This window comes from Fusibacter sp. 3D3 (assembly GCF_001748365.1).
Classification (GTDB): domain Bacteria; phylum Bacillota; class Clostridia; order Peptostreptococcales; family Acidaminobacteraceae; genus Fusibacter_A.
The window spans coordinates 69372-84216 of the sequence record NZ_BDHH01000011.1 but is presented as its reverse complement, the minus strand read 5'-3'; the positions used below and the strand labels follow the sequence as shown (position 1 = coordinate 84216).

Genomic DNA, 14845 nt, shown 5'->3' with positions numbered 1-14845 from the left:
TCGCCTTCCGAAATTATTACACAGAACTGTTTTCTATCTTGTACAATATTAAGCCTTGTGGCGGCGCTGTTTCTCCTGCGATATTCCTATCGCCAGTCTCTATAATGCGTTTAACACTTTCCGCGGTCCTTTGACCCGAACCAACTTCCATCAATGTGCCCACAATAATTCTGACCATATTATACAAAAATCCATTGCCTTCAACGAATATTTTAAGTTCCTCATCTGTTTCTGAAAAAGTTATGGCATTAATTTTTCTCACAGTGGACTTCTTCGTTTTATCTGTGCAAAACCCTTTAAAGTCATGTTCACCTTCGAGAATGTGCGCTGCAGATTTCATAGCTTCAACATCAAGTGAAACGCCTCTGTATTGGGTAACTGTTCGCCTTTCAAATACAGAGGGATATTCTGCCTTCCAGATGCGATAGAGGTAGACCTTTTCTTTAGACCCAAATCTTGCATGATACGATTCTGAAACCGCCCCAATATTTCGGATACAAATATCTTCTGGCAGGTATTGATTCATGTAAGCTTTAAGTTCAGACACATCAACAGCCATCTCTGTTTTAAAGTTGGCAAGCTGACAAAGTGCATGTACACCAGAATCCGTTCTACTTGCGCCATTAATTTCAGTTTCTACCCCTAAAAATCTGGATAAAACAGCTTCAATTTTACCTTGAATCGTCATATCACTATTTTTCAGTCTTTGCCAGCCCCTATATTTTGTCCCCTCATAGGTGATTTCCATTTTATAGTTCATACGATTCATCCCCCCCTAATAAAATTGCTTCCGTTCCACATTTTAGTTTCTTAACACCTTCTATAAACAGCGCCTCATCGGTCTGAATCATAGGAAATGTATTGTAATGCATTGGAATTACTTTTTTAGGTTTGATCATTCCAACAGCTTTCAGTGCATCCGTGATATCCATCGTGTAATTGCCCCCAATCGGAAGCATCGCAAGGTCAATTTCAGCCGACTCAAGCAACTGCATTTCCATAGAGAGACCTGTATCTCCTGCGTGATAGAGTATTTTTTCCTCTATCTCTATGAGAAAACCACAAGGATTTCCGCCTTCTTTTGGTTCACCATCAATCATGATAGAGGATCCATGAAGTGCAGGGATCATCTTCACACTCCCAAATTCAAAACTCTTTTTACCACCTATGTGCATCGTATGTGTCTTTACGCCAACCTTGTTAAGATGATGTGCAAGCTCGGGGTTCAAAATAACAGTTGCACCTGTTTGCTTCGCTAAGTCAACCGTACTCCCGATATGATCCTCGTGCCCATGAGTCACTAAGATATAGTCGATTTGCGTAAAATCAGCTACCTTCATCTTGGTAATCCCATTTTGTAAAAAAGGATCTATCATCAATGTAAATTGATCTGTCTCTATTAAAAACGCCGCATGTCCTAAAAAAGTAATTGTCATTGTCAACCTCTCTTTTTAATTTTAAAAAAGCCGACGAAAATCTTTCGTCAGCCATATCATTAGTCTTCGTCCAGCTTGGAGCAGGAATGTTTAACCTGCGAGAAGCGGTTAGATGAAGACGGGTCCGTTAAAACATCGTTTTGACGGACAATGATATACTCATTAGTCTTCGTCCAGCTTGGAGCAGGAATGTTTAGCCTGCGAGAAGCGGTTAGACGAAGACGGGCCCGTTAAAACATCGTTTTGACGGACAATGATATACTCATTAGTCTTCGTCCAGCTTGGAGCAGGAATGTTTAACCTGTGAAAGTCAAATTTTATACTTCATCGTGTTCAATGACAAGCAAATGATCCCCTAGTTTTTCATCAATACTATTTAGAACTTCCATGACAGATTTATCTGAAGAGTAAGGAATTTCAAGCAATACAACATTATAGCCTTCCGCTAAATGCTTGAGTATATTTTTTTGGTACCATTCTAAATAGATGCCAGCTCTCGCATCCTGATCAAACTGTCTCCCATAATTAGAAAACTCAACAACATCAGAAGGCTCATCAATTTCTCTAATACTGTGTTTTTTAACGATTGCTTCAACATCTGGTGTAACATCCTTATAGGCAACAGCGACCACTGAATATTTTATGCTCATTTCTTTCTCCTCCGAATTCATTGACAATATTGTATACATATTATTTTATTCCATTATACCAAATTAAGCCTAAAAACAACACCTAAATCACTTGAATTGAAAATTCAAGTGATTACCTTATGCTCTACTTAACCTTTATCGAGATACAAAAATGTATTCTTCCATATTTATTAACGTCTCAACATCCTTTTGTTCTAGCTTCTTGTAGAGCTCGTGTCTATAGCGCAGACTTAATGCTTCCTTCCCCCTGACGCCTTTGATTCTGACCTCATCCCAGTGCACTTTTTTCTTCTTATAGAAGAGATCATAATCCACAATACGCTCACCGTTTTCTAGATATTCCAGCGCAAGTAATATCTTTTTAATTTCATGGGGCGTTAGATAAGTAAATAGTGTTACTTTATAGACGCCCACGATGAGAAATATCTTAGCGGCATCTTCTCCCCAACCTTCCCTCAATATAATGCCTGCACCAAGCTTATCGAGCACATGAACCAAACGGTCATACTGTAATTTATAAGCTTCATAACTGTCATATATTTTAATGGTCAAATCATACCACTCCTGTTTATCCAAGTTTCTATTGATATATTTTAAGGAATGATTGTCTAATGTTTTGATCACTTCTGAAAAATGAACTTCTGTAAATACCGCATGTTCATACATATCACTGAATTTTACATTTTTATTGATATTGGCTTTAGTAAAACACACCACCGTGCCTTGAGTATGGCCATTAAAGCTTTCCTTAATGGGCTCAATCACACCCTCAAAATCATCCGCGACGTTATCAATCGTCGAGTCCATGTTGCCGATCACCTGCATGATTACAATTCTAGGCGCTTTCCTAATCTGCCTGATCTCCGTTGCCATGTTGTGATTGATCGCATACATGAGAAAATTTTGTGCCCCTTCGTTAATAATGATACATTTTTCTCGGTTAAATTTTCGGATGTTCTCTTTTGCATTATCCGCAAGATAGACAAGTGTTTGATGCTGATTCATCTCTGAAATCGCATCATCAAAAGTCAAAACTGTTTCGAGCAATAATTTGCTGTCAAAATGTTTTAAGATAAACTTTTTAAAATTAGCTTCATTTTCAGGCTCAATAATGAGCACCTTAGGACCACTTCTAACGAACGACATCATAAGACCCTCTCCTTCATACATACCTCTATATCCCTATCCTCATTCGAAGCAGTCTCGAATCATCTGTTCCAATGGGATATCTTAAAAAAAAGTACTGTTTATTGGTAATATCCATCACGGTAATCTGTTCTAATCCATTTAAGTAGAGCTGTCCCCCTGTGCTCACCTCTGTTTTGTGATATTTATTATGTCCAAAAAGATAAATATCGGCATCATAAGCTTTTAAGAGTTCAATATAATGGGCATAAGCTATTGCAAATGTGCCTATTGTCAGCACATCCGCTTTTTTACAAATATGAAAAGGCGGATTAAGTGCCATTATGGAATCATAGTGATCGTGGTTCCCCAGTGATATATATACCTCACTATTAGTCATTTCTAACATTCTTGTGAGTTTAGCAATATGCTGCCTATAGAGATCAATTTTTGAAAAGGAAAGTTCAAGTTTAATATTATCCACTAAATCCCCAGTATGAATAATCCATTTGGGATTAAGTCTTTTTAACAGGTGGCTGATGGCATCGTAGCTCATTAAAGGCGTATCACTTATATGTACAAGTAAATCACCCTTGGCCTCTAAAAGTTCTTTCGGGATATAAATTGACCCCGTCATATATTGCCACTTTTCTTTAAAGACATCTTTGATTGGCATCTCTTCAACCTCAATCACATTATTATTGAAATCATTATACCATAGCCCAAAATAAATGTCAGAAATCAAATTTCAGATGCAATCTTAAAATTCAATTAAAACCCTCATATTGATTCTAAAATTCAGTATAATACTACTAAAAGGCAATCGATCCAATGAGATTACAGCAGGAGGTAAGAATGTACAAGATCATGGTGGTGGAAGATGATTTTACAATCGCATCCACCCTTAAAGATACACTCGAAAAATGGGGCTACGAAGCTTCTATCGTCACAGACTTTGATAACGTCATGGAGCACTTTATTGCTTATGCACCACATCTGATCCTCATGGACATCACACTGCCTAAATTTGATGGTTATTACTTTTGTCAAAAGATCCGAGAACATGCGACATTGCCCATACTCTTTATGTCCTCTCGTGATGGCAACATGGACATCATCATGGCGATCAACCTCGGTGCAGATGATTACATTACAAAACCTTTTGATCTCAACCTTTTGCTCGCCAAGATTACAGCACTGCTCAGAAGAAGTTACGCTTACCAAGACAACACGCTCTCACTTATTGAGTATGAGCATCTCATATTAAACCTAGACCAAATGACCGCAACTTACTTTGATGCCACGACCCCACTGACCAAAAATGAACTTCGAATTTTAAAGCGCCTCATTGAAAAAGCGCCGCAAATCGTCACAAGAGAAGACATCATGCGCACACTCTGGGATCACGAAAGCTTCGTAGATGACAATACACTCACCGTTAACATCAATCGTCTTCGAAAAAAACTAGAGTCACTGTCTTTAACCGATTGGCTCCAAACTAAGAAAGGGCAAGGGTATTCCATAAATGTTCAAAAATTATTTTAAATATCGCAAAACTTGGTTTATACTCCAGTTCATTATCGCGATAACCATATCCTCTGTTTTTATGCTTGATCCATTTATGAAGCTTACCCTCTCGAGCATCATCTACATCAATGGACTCATTCTCTTTTGGAGTGTTTTATTTTTCATTTGGGATTTTCAAAAATTCAAGTCCAACTTAAACTGGCTGGACCATTTCGACTTCGATCCGCCTTCTACACTAGATCCTGTTACGCGTAAAGCGATCTTGCGCATGCAGGAGACCACACGTCAAAAGGATGATGATATCACCAAGCATCAACTGGAGCAATTGAAATTTAGAGACTTTATAAACAGCTGGGTTCACGGCATAAAAACCCCGCTTTCGGCAGCAAAGATGCTCCTTGAGACCTTACCTTATGATACTGCACATCAAAACCTAAACAAAGAAATTGACAGTATAGAATACTACATCAATCAAACGCTATTTTATGCTCGGCTTGAAAGTTTTTCAGATGATTATCATATAAAATCTCATGCTTTAAATGATATTTTTAATCGCGCCTTTAAACAATTTAAATCTGCTTTTATTTTAAAATCTCTGAAAATCGATCTCAATATCGAAGATCTTAACGTGCTCACGGATGATAAATGGTTAAAATTTATTTTAGACCAACTGATTTCTAACGCCATCAAATATGCCGATCATCACTCTAAACTCACAATTAAAACAGAGTGTACCAACCCATTTTGCATTCTCAAGATTCAAAACCAGGGCGTCGGCATTGCACCCTCTGATCTCAATCGAGTCTTTAAAAGAGGTTTCACAGGTTCTAATGTGCGTTCTCAAAATCAATCCACAGGTATGGGACTCTACCTTGCAAAGAAATCTTGCGAAAAATTAGGTCATGATTTATGGCTCACCTCAGAAGCTAATCTCACGACAGCCACACTGAGATTTAAACGTCCTAGCGACTATTATGACGTCTCTCTTTTTAAAGCTTAAGCCAGAGCACTCGTCCCCCAAAGATGGAACCTTACACAATTGTAAGGTAGCACACGCATTTGTAAGTTCATTCGATGGTCATAAACTTCACATGCTCTTATACTTAAAGTACAATCAACGTCATTTTAGTTTTAAAAAGGAGCAACCCATGACCAAAATACTATGTGCAGAAAACATCACCAAAATCTATGGTTCAAAAAACAATCAGACTTTAGCACTGGACCATTTTTCATTTGAAGTTCACGAAGGCGAATTTTTAGGCATTATGGGCCCTTCAGGTAGCGGAAAAAGTACATTATTGAATGTTATTTCCACCATAGATACGCCTACCGCAGGTCGAATTCTCTACGAACAAACCGACATTGCCACCATCAAGAAAAAAGCGCTCGCCGATTTCAGACGCGAAAAGCTCGGTTTCATTTTTCAGGACTTTAATTTGCTGGACACTTTAAATGTAAAAGAAAATATTCTGCTGCCACTTGCTATTGGTAACGTCCCCTCACTAGAGATAAAAACACGCATTGAAGCTGCCTCTAAACTGCTTGGGATAACCGATATTCTTCATAAGTATCCAAGCGAAATCTCTGGAGGTCAAAAACAAAGAACGGCTGCTGCAAGAGCGATGATCAACCGGCCAAGGCTCATTCTTGCAGACGAACCCACTGGCGCGCTGGATTCTAAATCTTCTCAAAAGCTACTGGAATCCATGAGGGCACTCAATACAAATCAAAATGCAACTCTTTTGATGGTAACCCATGACCCTTACGCTGCTAGCTACTGCGACCGCATTATCTTTATCAAAGACGGTAAGATGTTCACTGAAATCTACAGCGATGGCAACCGAAAGCCCTTTTATAATAAGATCATATCCACACTAGGGGCTCTTGGAGGTGGTATTAATGACCTTCTCTAGTTTAGCACTCAAAAATATTCACCGTAACTTTAAGAACTATCTGCTTTACATTTTTTCAGTGACAATTGCCATCACTTTCTATTACATTTTTTGTTCAATCAAATACAATTCTCAAATTATGTTTGCTGCGGATACTTCTCAGAAGTTTCAAGTGATTATGAATATGTCCAGTGTAGTTCTCGTTTTATTTACCGCAGTCTTCATTTGGTACTGTAATGCTTTTTTTACGAAGAAACGGAAAAAAGAAGTAGCACTCTATACACTTCTTGGTGTTCCCAAGCAGAGAGTTGCAAGGATGCTCTTTATTGAAAATATGCTCGTTATGGTTTTAAGCCTTACCTTGGGCATATTGATCGGTATTTTATTTTCAAAATTTTTTATGATGCTGGTTTTGAAACTTATGGAAATCCCTGTGGAAGTCGGTTTTTCAGTGCCTCTTAGAGCGGTTTTAGATACGGGAATCATATTTGTCATCCTCTTTGTGGTTGCTTCTATTCACAGCGCCTCACTAATTTATAGATTTCAAATTATCGAACTTTTTTCAGCTTCTAAAAAAGTAGAAAAAGAACCTAAGACGAGTTTTATTTTATCATTAGCTTCTATTGCTTGCTTAGGCTTGGGCTATTACTTATCACAACATATGCTCAATCAATATTTAGCGCTCATTGCACTTGCTGTTTTGCTTCTAGTGATCCTCGGCACATTTGGGCTCTTTTCATCAGTGATTGTAACCTTTACTAAATCGCTTAAAAGATTCGAAGGCTTTTATTACAAAGGGGATCATCTAATTGCAATTTCCAATATCGTCTACCGCATTAGGACCCATGCACGTACACTTGCTTTAATTGCAATATTAAGTGCGACGACTTTAACAGCTTTTGGCGTTTGCTATTCCTTCTTCTTTGACTACGACCAAAGCACACATAATCGCTATCCACATGCCTATATTTATCAGTATGATGATCTCAGTCAAGAAAATAAGATTGCCTCTGCTTTTATGGACACAATCGGCAAATCCGATCATCCACTGGTTTATGAATACAATATCGAAGCTTCCATTATTCCACTTGAAGTTGTCTCAGAGGATACGAATACCAACAAGGAAAATGCCTTTTATATCCCCCAAAATAGAGACGCTTACTTTGTATCCGAATCCACTGCAAACCTCTACTTAAAAAGTCACCATTTGAGCGAAATTTCTGTACCCTCAGGTGAATTTATCGCGATGGATCCATATGCAGCAAAGGGATGGTATGATTATAGTAGTATCAAACAGATTTACACCGCCAATCAATCCTCACATGAATTAAAAATTTCTAGCGTGTTGCCTTACTACCTCACCACCCAAAGAGAGTCCCCTGTTTATATCCTAGAAGATGACGCTTACAATCAACTCAACGCGCCTTTAAAAACATATTTTCATGCTTATAGCATACAAGATGATAAAAAAGCGGGACAACTTGATGAGGCTCTCAGCTCTATTGTGAATTCATATGAAGGCGTTGAATTGTATAGCTTCTATAAAAATTATATCAATCTTGGTGACATGAAAGGGCTCATGCTCTTCTCTGGAATATTCATGGGCATTGTCTTTTTAATCCTAACCGGCTCAATTCTCTACTTCAAAATGATTAATGAGGCCGAAGAAGATCAAGATAAGTACACTATTATGCGAAAAATCGGCTACAGTCATCCTATGATAAAGCAAGCGATCTACAAGCAAATGGCTGTTATGTTCAGTCTGCCAATCATCTTAGGGATTTTACACGCACTCTTTGCATTACGCGCATTTGAAACCCTTATGATGAGTTCGCTTGTGGTGCCTATACTCATATCCGTTGGCATGTATATTTTCATCTATCTCTGCTTCTACTTTTTAACGGTGCAGTACTATTACAGAACCGCCATTTCTGGAAAATAAATATTTCTCAAAGGCTGTACTGCTGTTGCAAAATAGCCCTCAAAAAGAAAAAGGACTCTGGCAAATCAAATCAGATTTGTAATAGTCCCTTTTCTTTTTGTACCAAAAACTGTATAATTGAATTATCTGAAAATTGAGAACATACTGACTTATGCATAACTTTTTTGTATGAACTCAATCTTTTTGGGTAAAAATGATCTGTGGTACGTCTATTTTTTAACGAACCACAATCGTTTGTGTTCATAAAGCAGCGAGAATAGAAAGGATGGTTTATTTATGGCAGATGTTTTTAGTCTTGATAACGCTAAAGAAAAACTTGAAGCACTAGATGCTTTCGTTGATGCACAAGCGTCAAAGGAAGATGCCCTTATTGCAGTGCTTCATAAAGCTCAAGATCTATTTGGGTATTTACCAAGCGAGCTACAACTCTATGTTGCTCGTAAGCTCAAAATCCCTGCATCAAAAGTTTATGGTGTCGTTAGCTTTTATTCCTATTTTACGCAAGAAAAACGTGGCGAATTCACAGTTAGTATCTGCATGGGAACCGCTTGTTTTGTTAAAGGGATTGATAAAGTCGTCGATGAATTTACGAAACAGCTTGGTGTCAAGTTTGGCGAAACGACACCCGATGGTCTCTTTACTATGAATGATGTGCGCTGTATAGGGGCCTGTGGACTTGCACCTGTAGTCATGGTCAATGATAAAGTATTCGGTCACGTTAAAGCTTCTGATGTAGCCGGTATTATCGAAACCTATAAAAATAGCGAAAGGAGCGAATAACCATGCCTATTAAATCTTTAGATGAACTCAAAAAAATCCGTGATAATCAAATCAAAAAAGTAAAACTTCGTGAATCTGGTGATTCGGAAGATCAAACAATCGAAATTCTCGTGGGCATGGCGACTTGCGGTATCGCAGCAGGCAGCCGTGAGGTGCTCAATGAACTGGTGAGCATCATCAGTGCTGAGGCCATCGATCATATAAAAGTCGTGCAAGTTGGGTGTATGGGCTATTGTCATAGTGAACCTACTGTTCAAGTCAATGTACCTGGTAAGCAGCCTATTATCTATGGTAACGTCGATAAAGCTACTGCAAAAGACATCATAGAGAAATATATTAAACAAGGCATCATCGTTGATGATCATGTGCTTATCAAAACTTTTAACAGTGCATTATAAGGAGGGGGAACTATGGCTATAGAAAGAACGCACATAATGGTCTGTGGCGGTACTGGTTGTGTTTCTGCACAGAGCCTTGAAATGGTAGATTTGTTGAAGAGTAAATTAGTGGAGAAAGGCTATGATCAAGAGATCAGCGTGGTTAAAACAGGCTGCTTTGGTTTTTGCGGTCAAGGCCCTATTATCAAAATTCACCCTGAAAACGTCTTTTATGTTCAGGTTGGTCTTGATGATATCGACGATATTATCAACGAACACATTATCAAAGGTAGACCCGTTGAGAGACTACTTTACAAAGAACCTGAAACTCAAATCAATCTTTCTAAGCATGATGAAATGAGTTTTTATAAAAAACAATATCGGATTGCACTCAGAAACTGTGGTTTAATCAATCCTGAAGATATCAATGAATATATCGCTTTTAATGGCTATGAAGCACTTGGCAAAGTACTTGCTGAGCAGACGCCAGAACAAGTTATCGAAACAGTTAAGGCCAGTGGCCTCAGAGGCCGTGGTGGTGGTGGATTCTCCACAGGACTCAAATGGGAACTCACACGCAAACCTGTTGCGGATCAAAAATATGTCATCTGCAATGCTGATGAAGGCGATCCCGGTGCTTTTATGGATCGTTCCATTCTAGAAGGTGATCCACACTCAGTCCTAGAAGCAATGGCCATCGCAGGCTACGCTATTGGTGCAAGTAAAGGTGTTATTTATATCCGTGCAGAATATCCTCTTGCTATTTCTAGACTTCAAGTGGCTATGGGACAAGCTAAAGAATTTGGTTTGCTCGGCGAAAACATCTTTGGTTCTGATTTTAGTTTTGACATCGAAATAAAACTCGGTGCTGGCGCATTCGTCTGTGGCGAAGAGACTGCACTGATTCACTCTGTGGAAGGTTGCCGTGGTGAACCCACTAAAAAACCGCCTTATCCTTCTATTCAGGGCTATCATAAAAAACCGACAAGCGTCAACAATGTTGAAACCTTTGCTAATGTGGCGCCTATTATTTTAAAAGGCGCTGAGTGGTTCAGCAGTATTGGTACTGAAAAATCAAAAGGTACTAAAGTATTTGCCCTTGCAGGTAAAATTAACAATGTTGGTCTTGTGGAAGTGCCAATGGGCACGACTCTAAGAGAAATTATCTATGATATCGGTGGTGGCATCATCGATGGTAAAGAATTCAAGGCTGTCCAAACAGGTGGGCCATCTGGTGGCGTCATCACCAAACTCGAGTCATCAACCACCACTTCAAGTGGTGGTTTGAAATTAGCCCTATAAGGGCTGTTTACTTGCACGCCTTAAAGGCGGGTGTCGCAAGCTTTACTACCAACAGCCTCTAAAAGAGGCTATCTTCTTTTTGTTTCTTCAATTTTTGCTTCCTCTTGTTGTTCTTGAATATAACGTTTTATGGCTTCTTCTGTAATGTTTCCTACTGTTGATACATAGTAGCCTCTTGCCCAAAATTTCCTATCCCATTTGCTTCCATGCTCTGAATGTTTATCAAATATCATGAGCGCACTTTTACCTTTTAGGTATCCCACAAACTCTGATACAGATAGCTTAGGCGGGATACTAACACATAGATGCACATGGTCTGAACATACTGCTCCTTCTATTATTTCTACTTTTTTATATTCACATAACTTCTTCAATATTTCTCTTATATCTGCCTTTGTTTGTCCGAACATCACCTTTCTTCTATACTTAGGTATAAAAACTATGTGGTATTGGCATTTCCACTTACAGTGTGATAAACTTGAATTGTCCATTGGGACCGCCTCCTATGTTTTGATATGGCTTACGACACCATTATCATTGTAACATAGGAGGCTTTATTATAATCGACGTAACACTTCTGTTTACTCTATTCTCCCCAGCATAGCTGGGGGATTAATATTGTCATTTAGATACACCTATTGATTACGAAAGTTTAAAAGCCATAGGTTCCATGATGGGATCTGGTGGTATGATCGTTATGGACGAAGACGATTGTATGGTCAACATCGCGAAGTTCTATTTAGACTTTACTCAGGATGAATCCTGTGGCAAATGTACGCCGTGCAGGATTGGCACTAAGAGAATGTATGAAATTTTAGATAAAATCACTATTGGTGAAGGCACTATGGAAGACATCACCAAGCTTCGAAACCTCGGTAAAATGATCAAAGACAGTGCCCTTTGTGGTCTTGGCCAAACAGCACCCAATCCTGTACTGAGCACACTTGAATACTTCTACGATGAATACCTTGCGCATATTCAGGATAAACGTTGTCCTGCGGGTGCATGTAAGGCCCTTGCTAAATACAAAATCGATGCAGATAAATGCATTGGGTGTACCGCTTGTGCAAGAGTTTGTCCAGTAAATTGTATCGAAGGCAAACCAAAGCAAAAACATGTCATTGACGCAGAAAAATGTATTGCTTGTGGCGCATGCTATACGGCATGTAAATTCGACGCAGTAATCCGACCATAAAGAAGGGGGTATTCTTTTGAAGATGCTTAATATCAAAATAAACAACTTAGATTTACAAGTTCCTGAAGGCACGACCATTTTAGATGCAACTAAGCAAGTTAACATAAAAATACCAACACTTTGTCATCTCAATCTTCATGAATTTGGTATCGTGAATCAAACCGCTTCATGCCGCGTGTGTATGGTTGAAGTTGAAGGCCGTCCTGCTCTTGTGCCCTCTTGCTCTGAAATATGTACGGATGGTATGGTCATTAGAACTGATAATATTCGTTCCATCACGGCAAGAAGAATGGCTGTAGAATTATTACTCTCCAATCATCCTTATGATTGTCTCGTATGTGCAAAAAACCTTGAATGTGATCTCCAAGCACTTGCTCAAGAACTCGGCATCCGTGAAATTCGTTTTAAAGGTGAAAAGATGAATTATCCTAAAGACACTTCCTCTTTCTCACTTGTAAAAGACCCTAATAAATGTGTTATGTGCCGTCGCTGTGAAACCATGTGTAATGACATTCAGACTTGTGGTATTCTATCTGCGGTGAACAGAGGCTTCGATGTTTTCGTTGGCCCAGCTTTCAATTTAGACATGGTAGATACTTCTTGTACCTACTGTGGTCAGTGCGTAGCGGTCTGTCCAACGGCTGCTCTCACCGAAGTCAATAACACGGATAAAGTTTGGGATATGCTAAATGATCCTAAAAAACACGTGGTAGTTCAAGTGGCACCTGCCGTTCGTGTGGCAATCGGAGAACTTTTTGATATGCCTGCGGGGACCATTAGCACAGGTAAAATGGTAAGTTCATTAAGAGGGCTTGGATTTGATGCCATATTTGATACCGATTTTGGTGCTGACCTCACCATTATGGAAGAAGCTTCCGAACTGATCCACAGGATCCAAAATGGCGGTCGTCTACCAATGCTTACAAGTTGCTGTCCAGCATGGGTCAAATTTTTCGAGCATCAATTCCCCGATTTATTGGATATTCCATCTACCTGTAAATCGCCTCAAATCATGCTTGGAGCAATCATTAAAACTTACTATGCTGAGAAAATGAATATGAATCCAGATGATATTGTTGTGGTTTCCGTGATGCCATGCTTGGCTAAAAAAGCTGAGGCCGCAAGACCCGAACTCACTAAAGACGAAAATAGCAATGTAGATATCGTCATTACCACACGCGAACTTGGCCTTATGCTTAAAGAAGCTGCTGTGGACTATGCGGGATTGCCCGAAAGTGATTTTGACTCTATCCTCGGCGAAAGTACTGGTGCTTCAGTAATCTTTGGGACTACAGGTGGTGTTATTGAAGCCGCGGTTAGAACGGCTTATGAATGGATTACGAATGAAACCCTCGAAAAGGTTGAATTTGAACAACTTAGGGGATTTGAAGGCATCCGAGAAGGTCATGTACAGATTGGCGATCTCAACCTTCGAATTGGTATTGCTCATGGTCTAGGTAACGCCAGAACACTCCTTGAAGAAATTCAGGCTGGCACTTCTCATTATGATGCCATCGAAATCATGGCATGTCCTGGTGGCTGTATTGGTGGTGGTGGTCAACCCTACCATCATGGCGATATGGAAATCATCAAGAAAAGACAAGCTGCAATCTATCAAGAAGATCGAAATAAAGTCCTTAGAAAATCACATGAGAATCCTTACATTAAAAAACTCTACGATGATTTCCTAGGCAAACCCAATAGTCATAAAGCGCATGAACTGCTTCATACGCATTATGTGCCTAAGGAAAAAATTTAGTAAGGGTTCGGTTTTAAATAGCTCTAATAATAGTTAGTGTGTCAAAAGTTCAACTTATAATTTCTGACTAAAATTAAAAAAGATGATTTTTGATTACTCAAAAATCATCTTTTTTAATTTAAAAACAACAGATATTCCAAGCGGCCTTACATACTAAACCATTGAAAGGTAATAATTCTTACACTTTTCCAAAAAATATTTTATATTTCTTGAGTAAAATCTATTTTCTTACCCTCTTTTATCACATAAACAGAATATACAATCCCTATTACAGCGGCTAGAAAACATAAATAAAATCCAAATCCAGTATTGGTGACATTCCCAACAAGTTCTCTCATTTCAGCATTGATATTGCTCACAATAGCCATCGCCATGAATACAAACAGAGCAAAAGCATATTGAATCAAATGAAATCTAAAGGCCAGTTTATGTCTTAACCCGCTGAGAATAATTGCTGCAATACCTAACAAAGGGATTAGTAATAATAAATAGCCCAGATAGATGACATTCGCTGATGCGGGAAAATTATAAGCCGTTCCAAAAGCACTGATCATCTGCACTGCAAAATTAATGCCCATGACAAGGCTCATACCCGAAAAACTTGCCTTAGAAGTGGCAAACATACTGAAATTCGGGTCCATTGTGAGCCATGGCAAGAAAAATCCAACGACTAAAATCAAACTAATGCTCATTAGGATGGTTTGTTTATGCTGAAGCAAATTTGACAGTCTCATACCTACTCTCCTTTTGATAAATAAGTCCTTATATGACTTTATTATAGCATATTTACCTTCCCGTAATATGACATTTAAATGATAAATCTACCTTTATATTTAACATATTCTTTGATATGATTGGTA

At 38.8% G+C, this 14845-nt stretch carries 14 protein-coding genes and 2 pseudogenes; 9 read left to right on the top strand and 7 right to left on the bottom strand.

Going from position 1 to position 14845, the window contains the following annotated elements; translation table 11 throughout:
- Positions 1–16 precede the first annotated feature (16 nt).
- The 5 genes from truA to F3D3_RS13455 form a co-directional block, all read right to left on the bottom strand.
- Entirely contained in the window at positions 17–760 is a 744-nt protein-coding gene (truA, locus tag F3D3_RS13475) for a tRNA pseudouridine(38-40) synthase TruA (protein WP_084389032.1), read from the bottom strand.
- On the bottom strand, positions 750–1436 hold the full coding sequence (locus F3D3_RS13470; protein ID WP_069874696.1) for a metal-dependent hydrolase: 687 nt from the start codon (positions 1434–1436) through the stop codon (positions 750–752). The genes truA and F3D3_RS13470 overlap by 11 nt, the downstream gene beginning before the upstream one ends.
- A gap of 317 nt (positions 1437–1753) precedes the next feature.
- Positions 1754–2086 (bottom strand): hypothetical protein, encoded by a 333-nt coding sequence (locus F3D3_RS13465; RefSeq protein WP_069874694.1) that lies wholly within the window; start codon positions 2084–2086, stop codon positions 1754–1756.
- A 135-nt stretch (positions 2087–2221) separates the two neighbouring features.
- Positions 2222–3235 carry a hypothetical protein gene (locus tag F3D3_RS13460; protein ID WP_069874692.1) on the bottom strand — a complete coding sequence of 338 codons (1014 nt, stop codon included), beginning with the start codon at positions 3233–3235 and terminating at the stop codon, positions 2222–2224.
- Positions 3236–3260: 25 nt separating this feature from the next.
- The gene (locus F3D3_RS13455) at positions 3261–3956 is read right to left on the bottom strand and encodes a metallophosphoesterase (protein ID WP_069874691.1); all 696 of its coding nucleotides are present in this window, start codon (positions 3954–3956) and stop codon (positions 3261–3263) included.
- Positions 3957–4066: 110 nt separating this feature from the next.
- Here F3D3_RS13455 and F3D3_RS13450 point away from each other — a divergent pair, with 110 nt between their 5' ends.
- The 7 genes and pseudogenes from F3D3_RS13450 to F3D3_RS23365 form a co-directional block, all read left to right on the top strand.
- Positions 4067–4756, top strand: coding sequence for a response regulator transcription factor (locus F3D3_RS13450; protein ID WP_069874689.1), 690 nt, complete (start codon positions 4067–4069; stop codon positions 4754–4756).
- Positions 4737–5738, top strand: a complete 1002-nt coding sequence (locus tag F3D3_RS13445; RefSeq protein WP_069874687.1) for a HAMP domain-containing sensor histidine kinase — start codon at positions 4737–4739, stop codon at positions 5736–5738. Before F3D3_RS13450 ends, F3D3_RS13445 begins: the two co-directional genes overlap by 20 nt.
- 148 nt (positions 5739–5886) lie before the next feature.
- Positions 5887–6651, top strand: a complete 765-nt coding sequence (locus F3D3_RS13440; protein ID WP_069874686.1) for an ABC transporter ATP-binding protein — start codon at positions 5887–5889, stop codon at positions 6649–6651.
- A complete protein-coding gene (locus F3D3_RS13435) occupies positions 6638–8572 on the top strand; it encodes an FtsX-like permease family protein (RefSeq protein WP_069874684.1) in 1935 nt (644 codons plus the stop codon). The genes F3D3_RS13440 and F3D3_RS13435 overlap by 14 nt, the downstream gene beginning before the upstream one ends.
- Before the next feature lie 276 nt (positions 8573–8848).
- Positions 8849–9352: an NAD(P)H-dependent oxidoreductase subunit E gene (locus tag F3D3_RS13430; protein WP_069874682.1), complete on the top strand. Its 504-nt coding sequence runs from the start codon at positions 8849–8851 to the stop codon at positions 9350–9352.
- A gap of 2 nt (positions 9353–9354) precedes the next feature.
- Entirely contained in the window at positions 9355–9750 is a 396-nt protein-coding gene (locus F3D3_RS13425) for a ferredoxin (protein WP_069874681.1), read from the top strand.
- 12 nt (positions 9751–9762) lie between these two features.
- Positions 9763–10974 (top strand): annotated as a pseudogene (locus tag F3D3_RS23365) (NAD(P)H-dependent oxidoreductase subunit E); the annotation flags it as partial.
- Positions 10975–11099: 125 nt separating this feature from the next.
- Here the strand turns inward: F3D3_RS23365 and tnpA are convergent.
- Complete coding sequence (tnpA, locus tag F3D3_RS13415; RefSeq protein ID WP_069871175.1) at positions 11100–11522, bottom strand: IS200/IS605 family transposase; 423 nt, start codon at positions 11520–11522, stop codon at positions 11100–11102.
- Positions 11523–11653: 131 nt separating this feature from the next.
- Here tnpA and F3D3_RS13410 point away from each other — a divergent pair.
- Positions 11654–12226, top strand: a pseudogene (locus tag F3D3_RS13410) (NADH-ubiquinone oxidoreductase-F iron-sulfur binding region domain-containing protein); the annotation flags it as partial.
- 22 nt (positions 12227–12248) lie between these two features.
- Entirely contained in the window at positions 12249–13985 is a 1737-nt protein-coding gene (locus F3D3_RS13405; protein ID WP_069874832.1) for an NADH-dependent [FeFe] hydrogenase, group A6, read from the top strand.
- Between the two features lie 200 nt (positions 13986–14185).
- Here the strand turns inward: F3D3_RS13405 and F3D3_RS13400 are convergent, their stop codons facing one another.
- Positions 14186–14719 carry a hypothetical protein gene (locus tag F3D3_RS13400; RefSeq protein WP_069874677.1) on the bottom strand — a complete coding sequence of 178 codons (534 nt, stop codon included), beginning with the start codon at positions 14717–14719 and terminating at the stop codon, positions 14186–14188.
- Positions 14720–14845 lie beyond the last annotated feature (126 nt).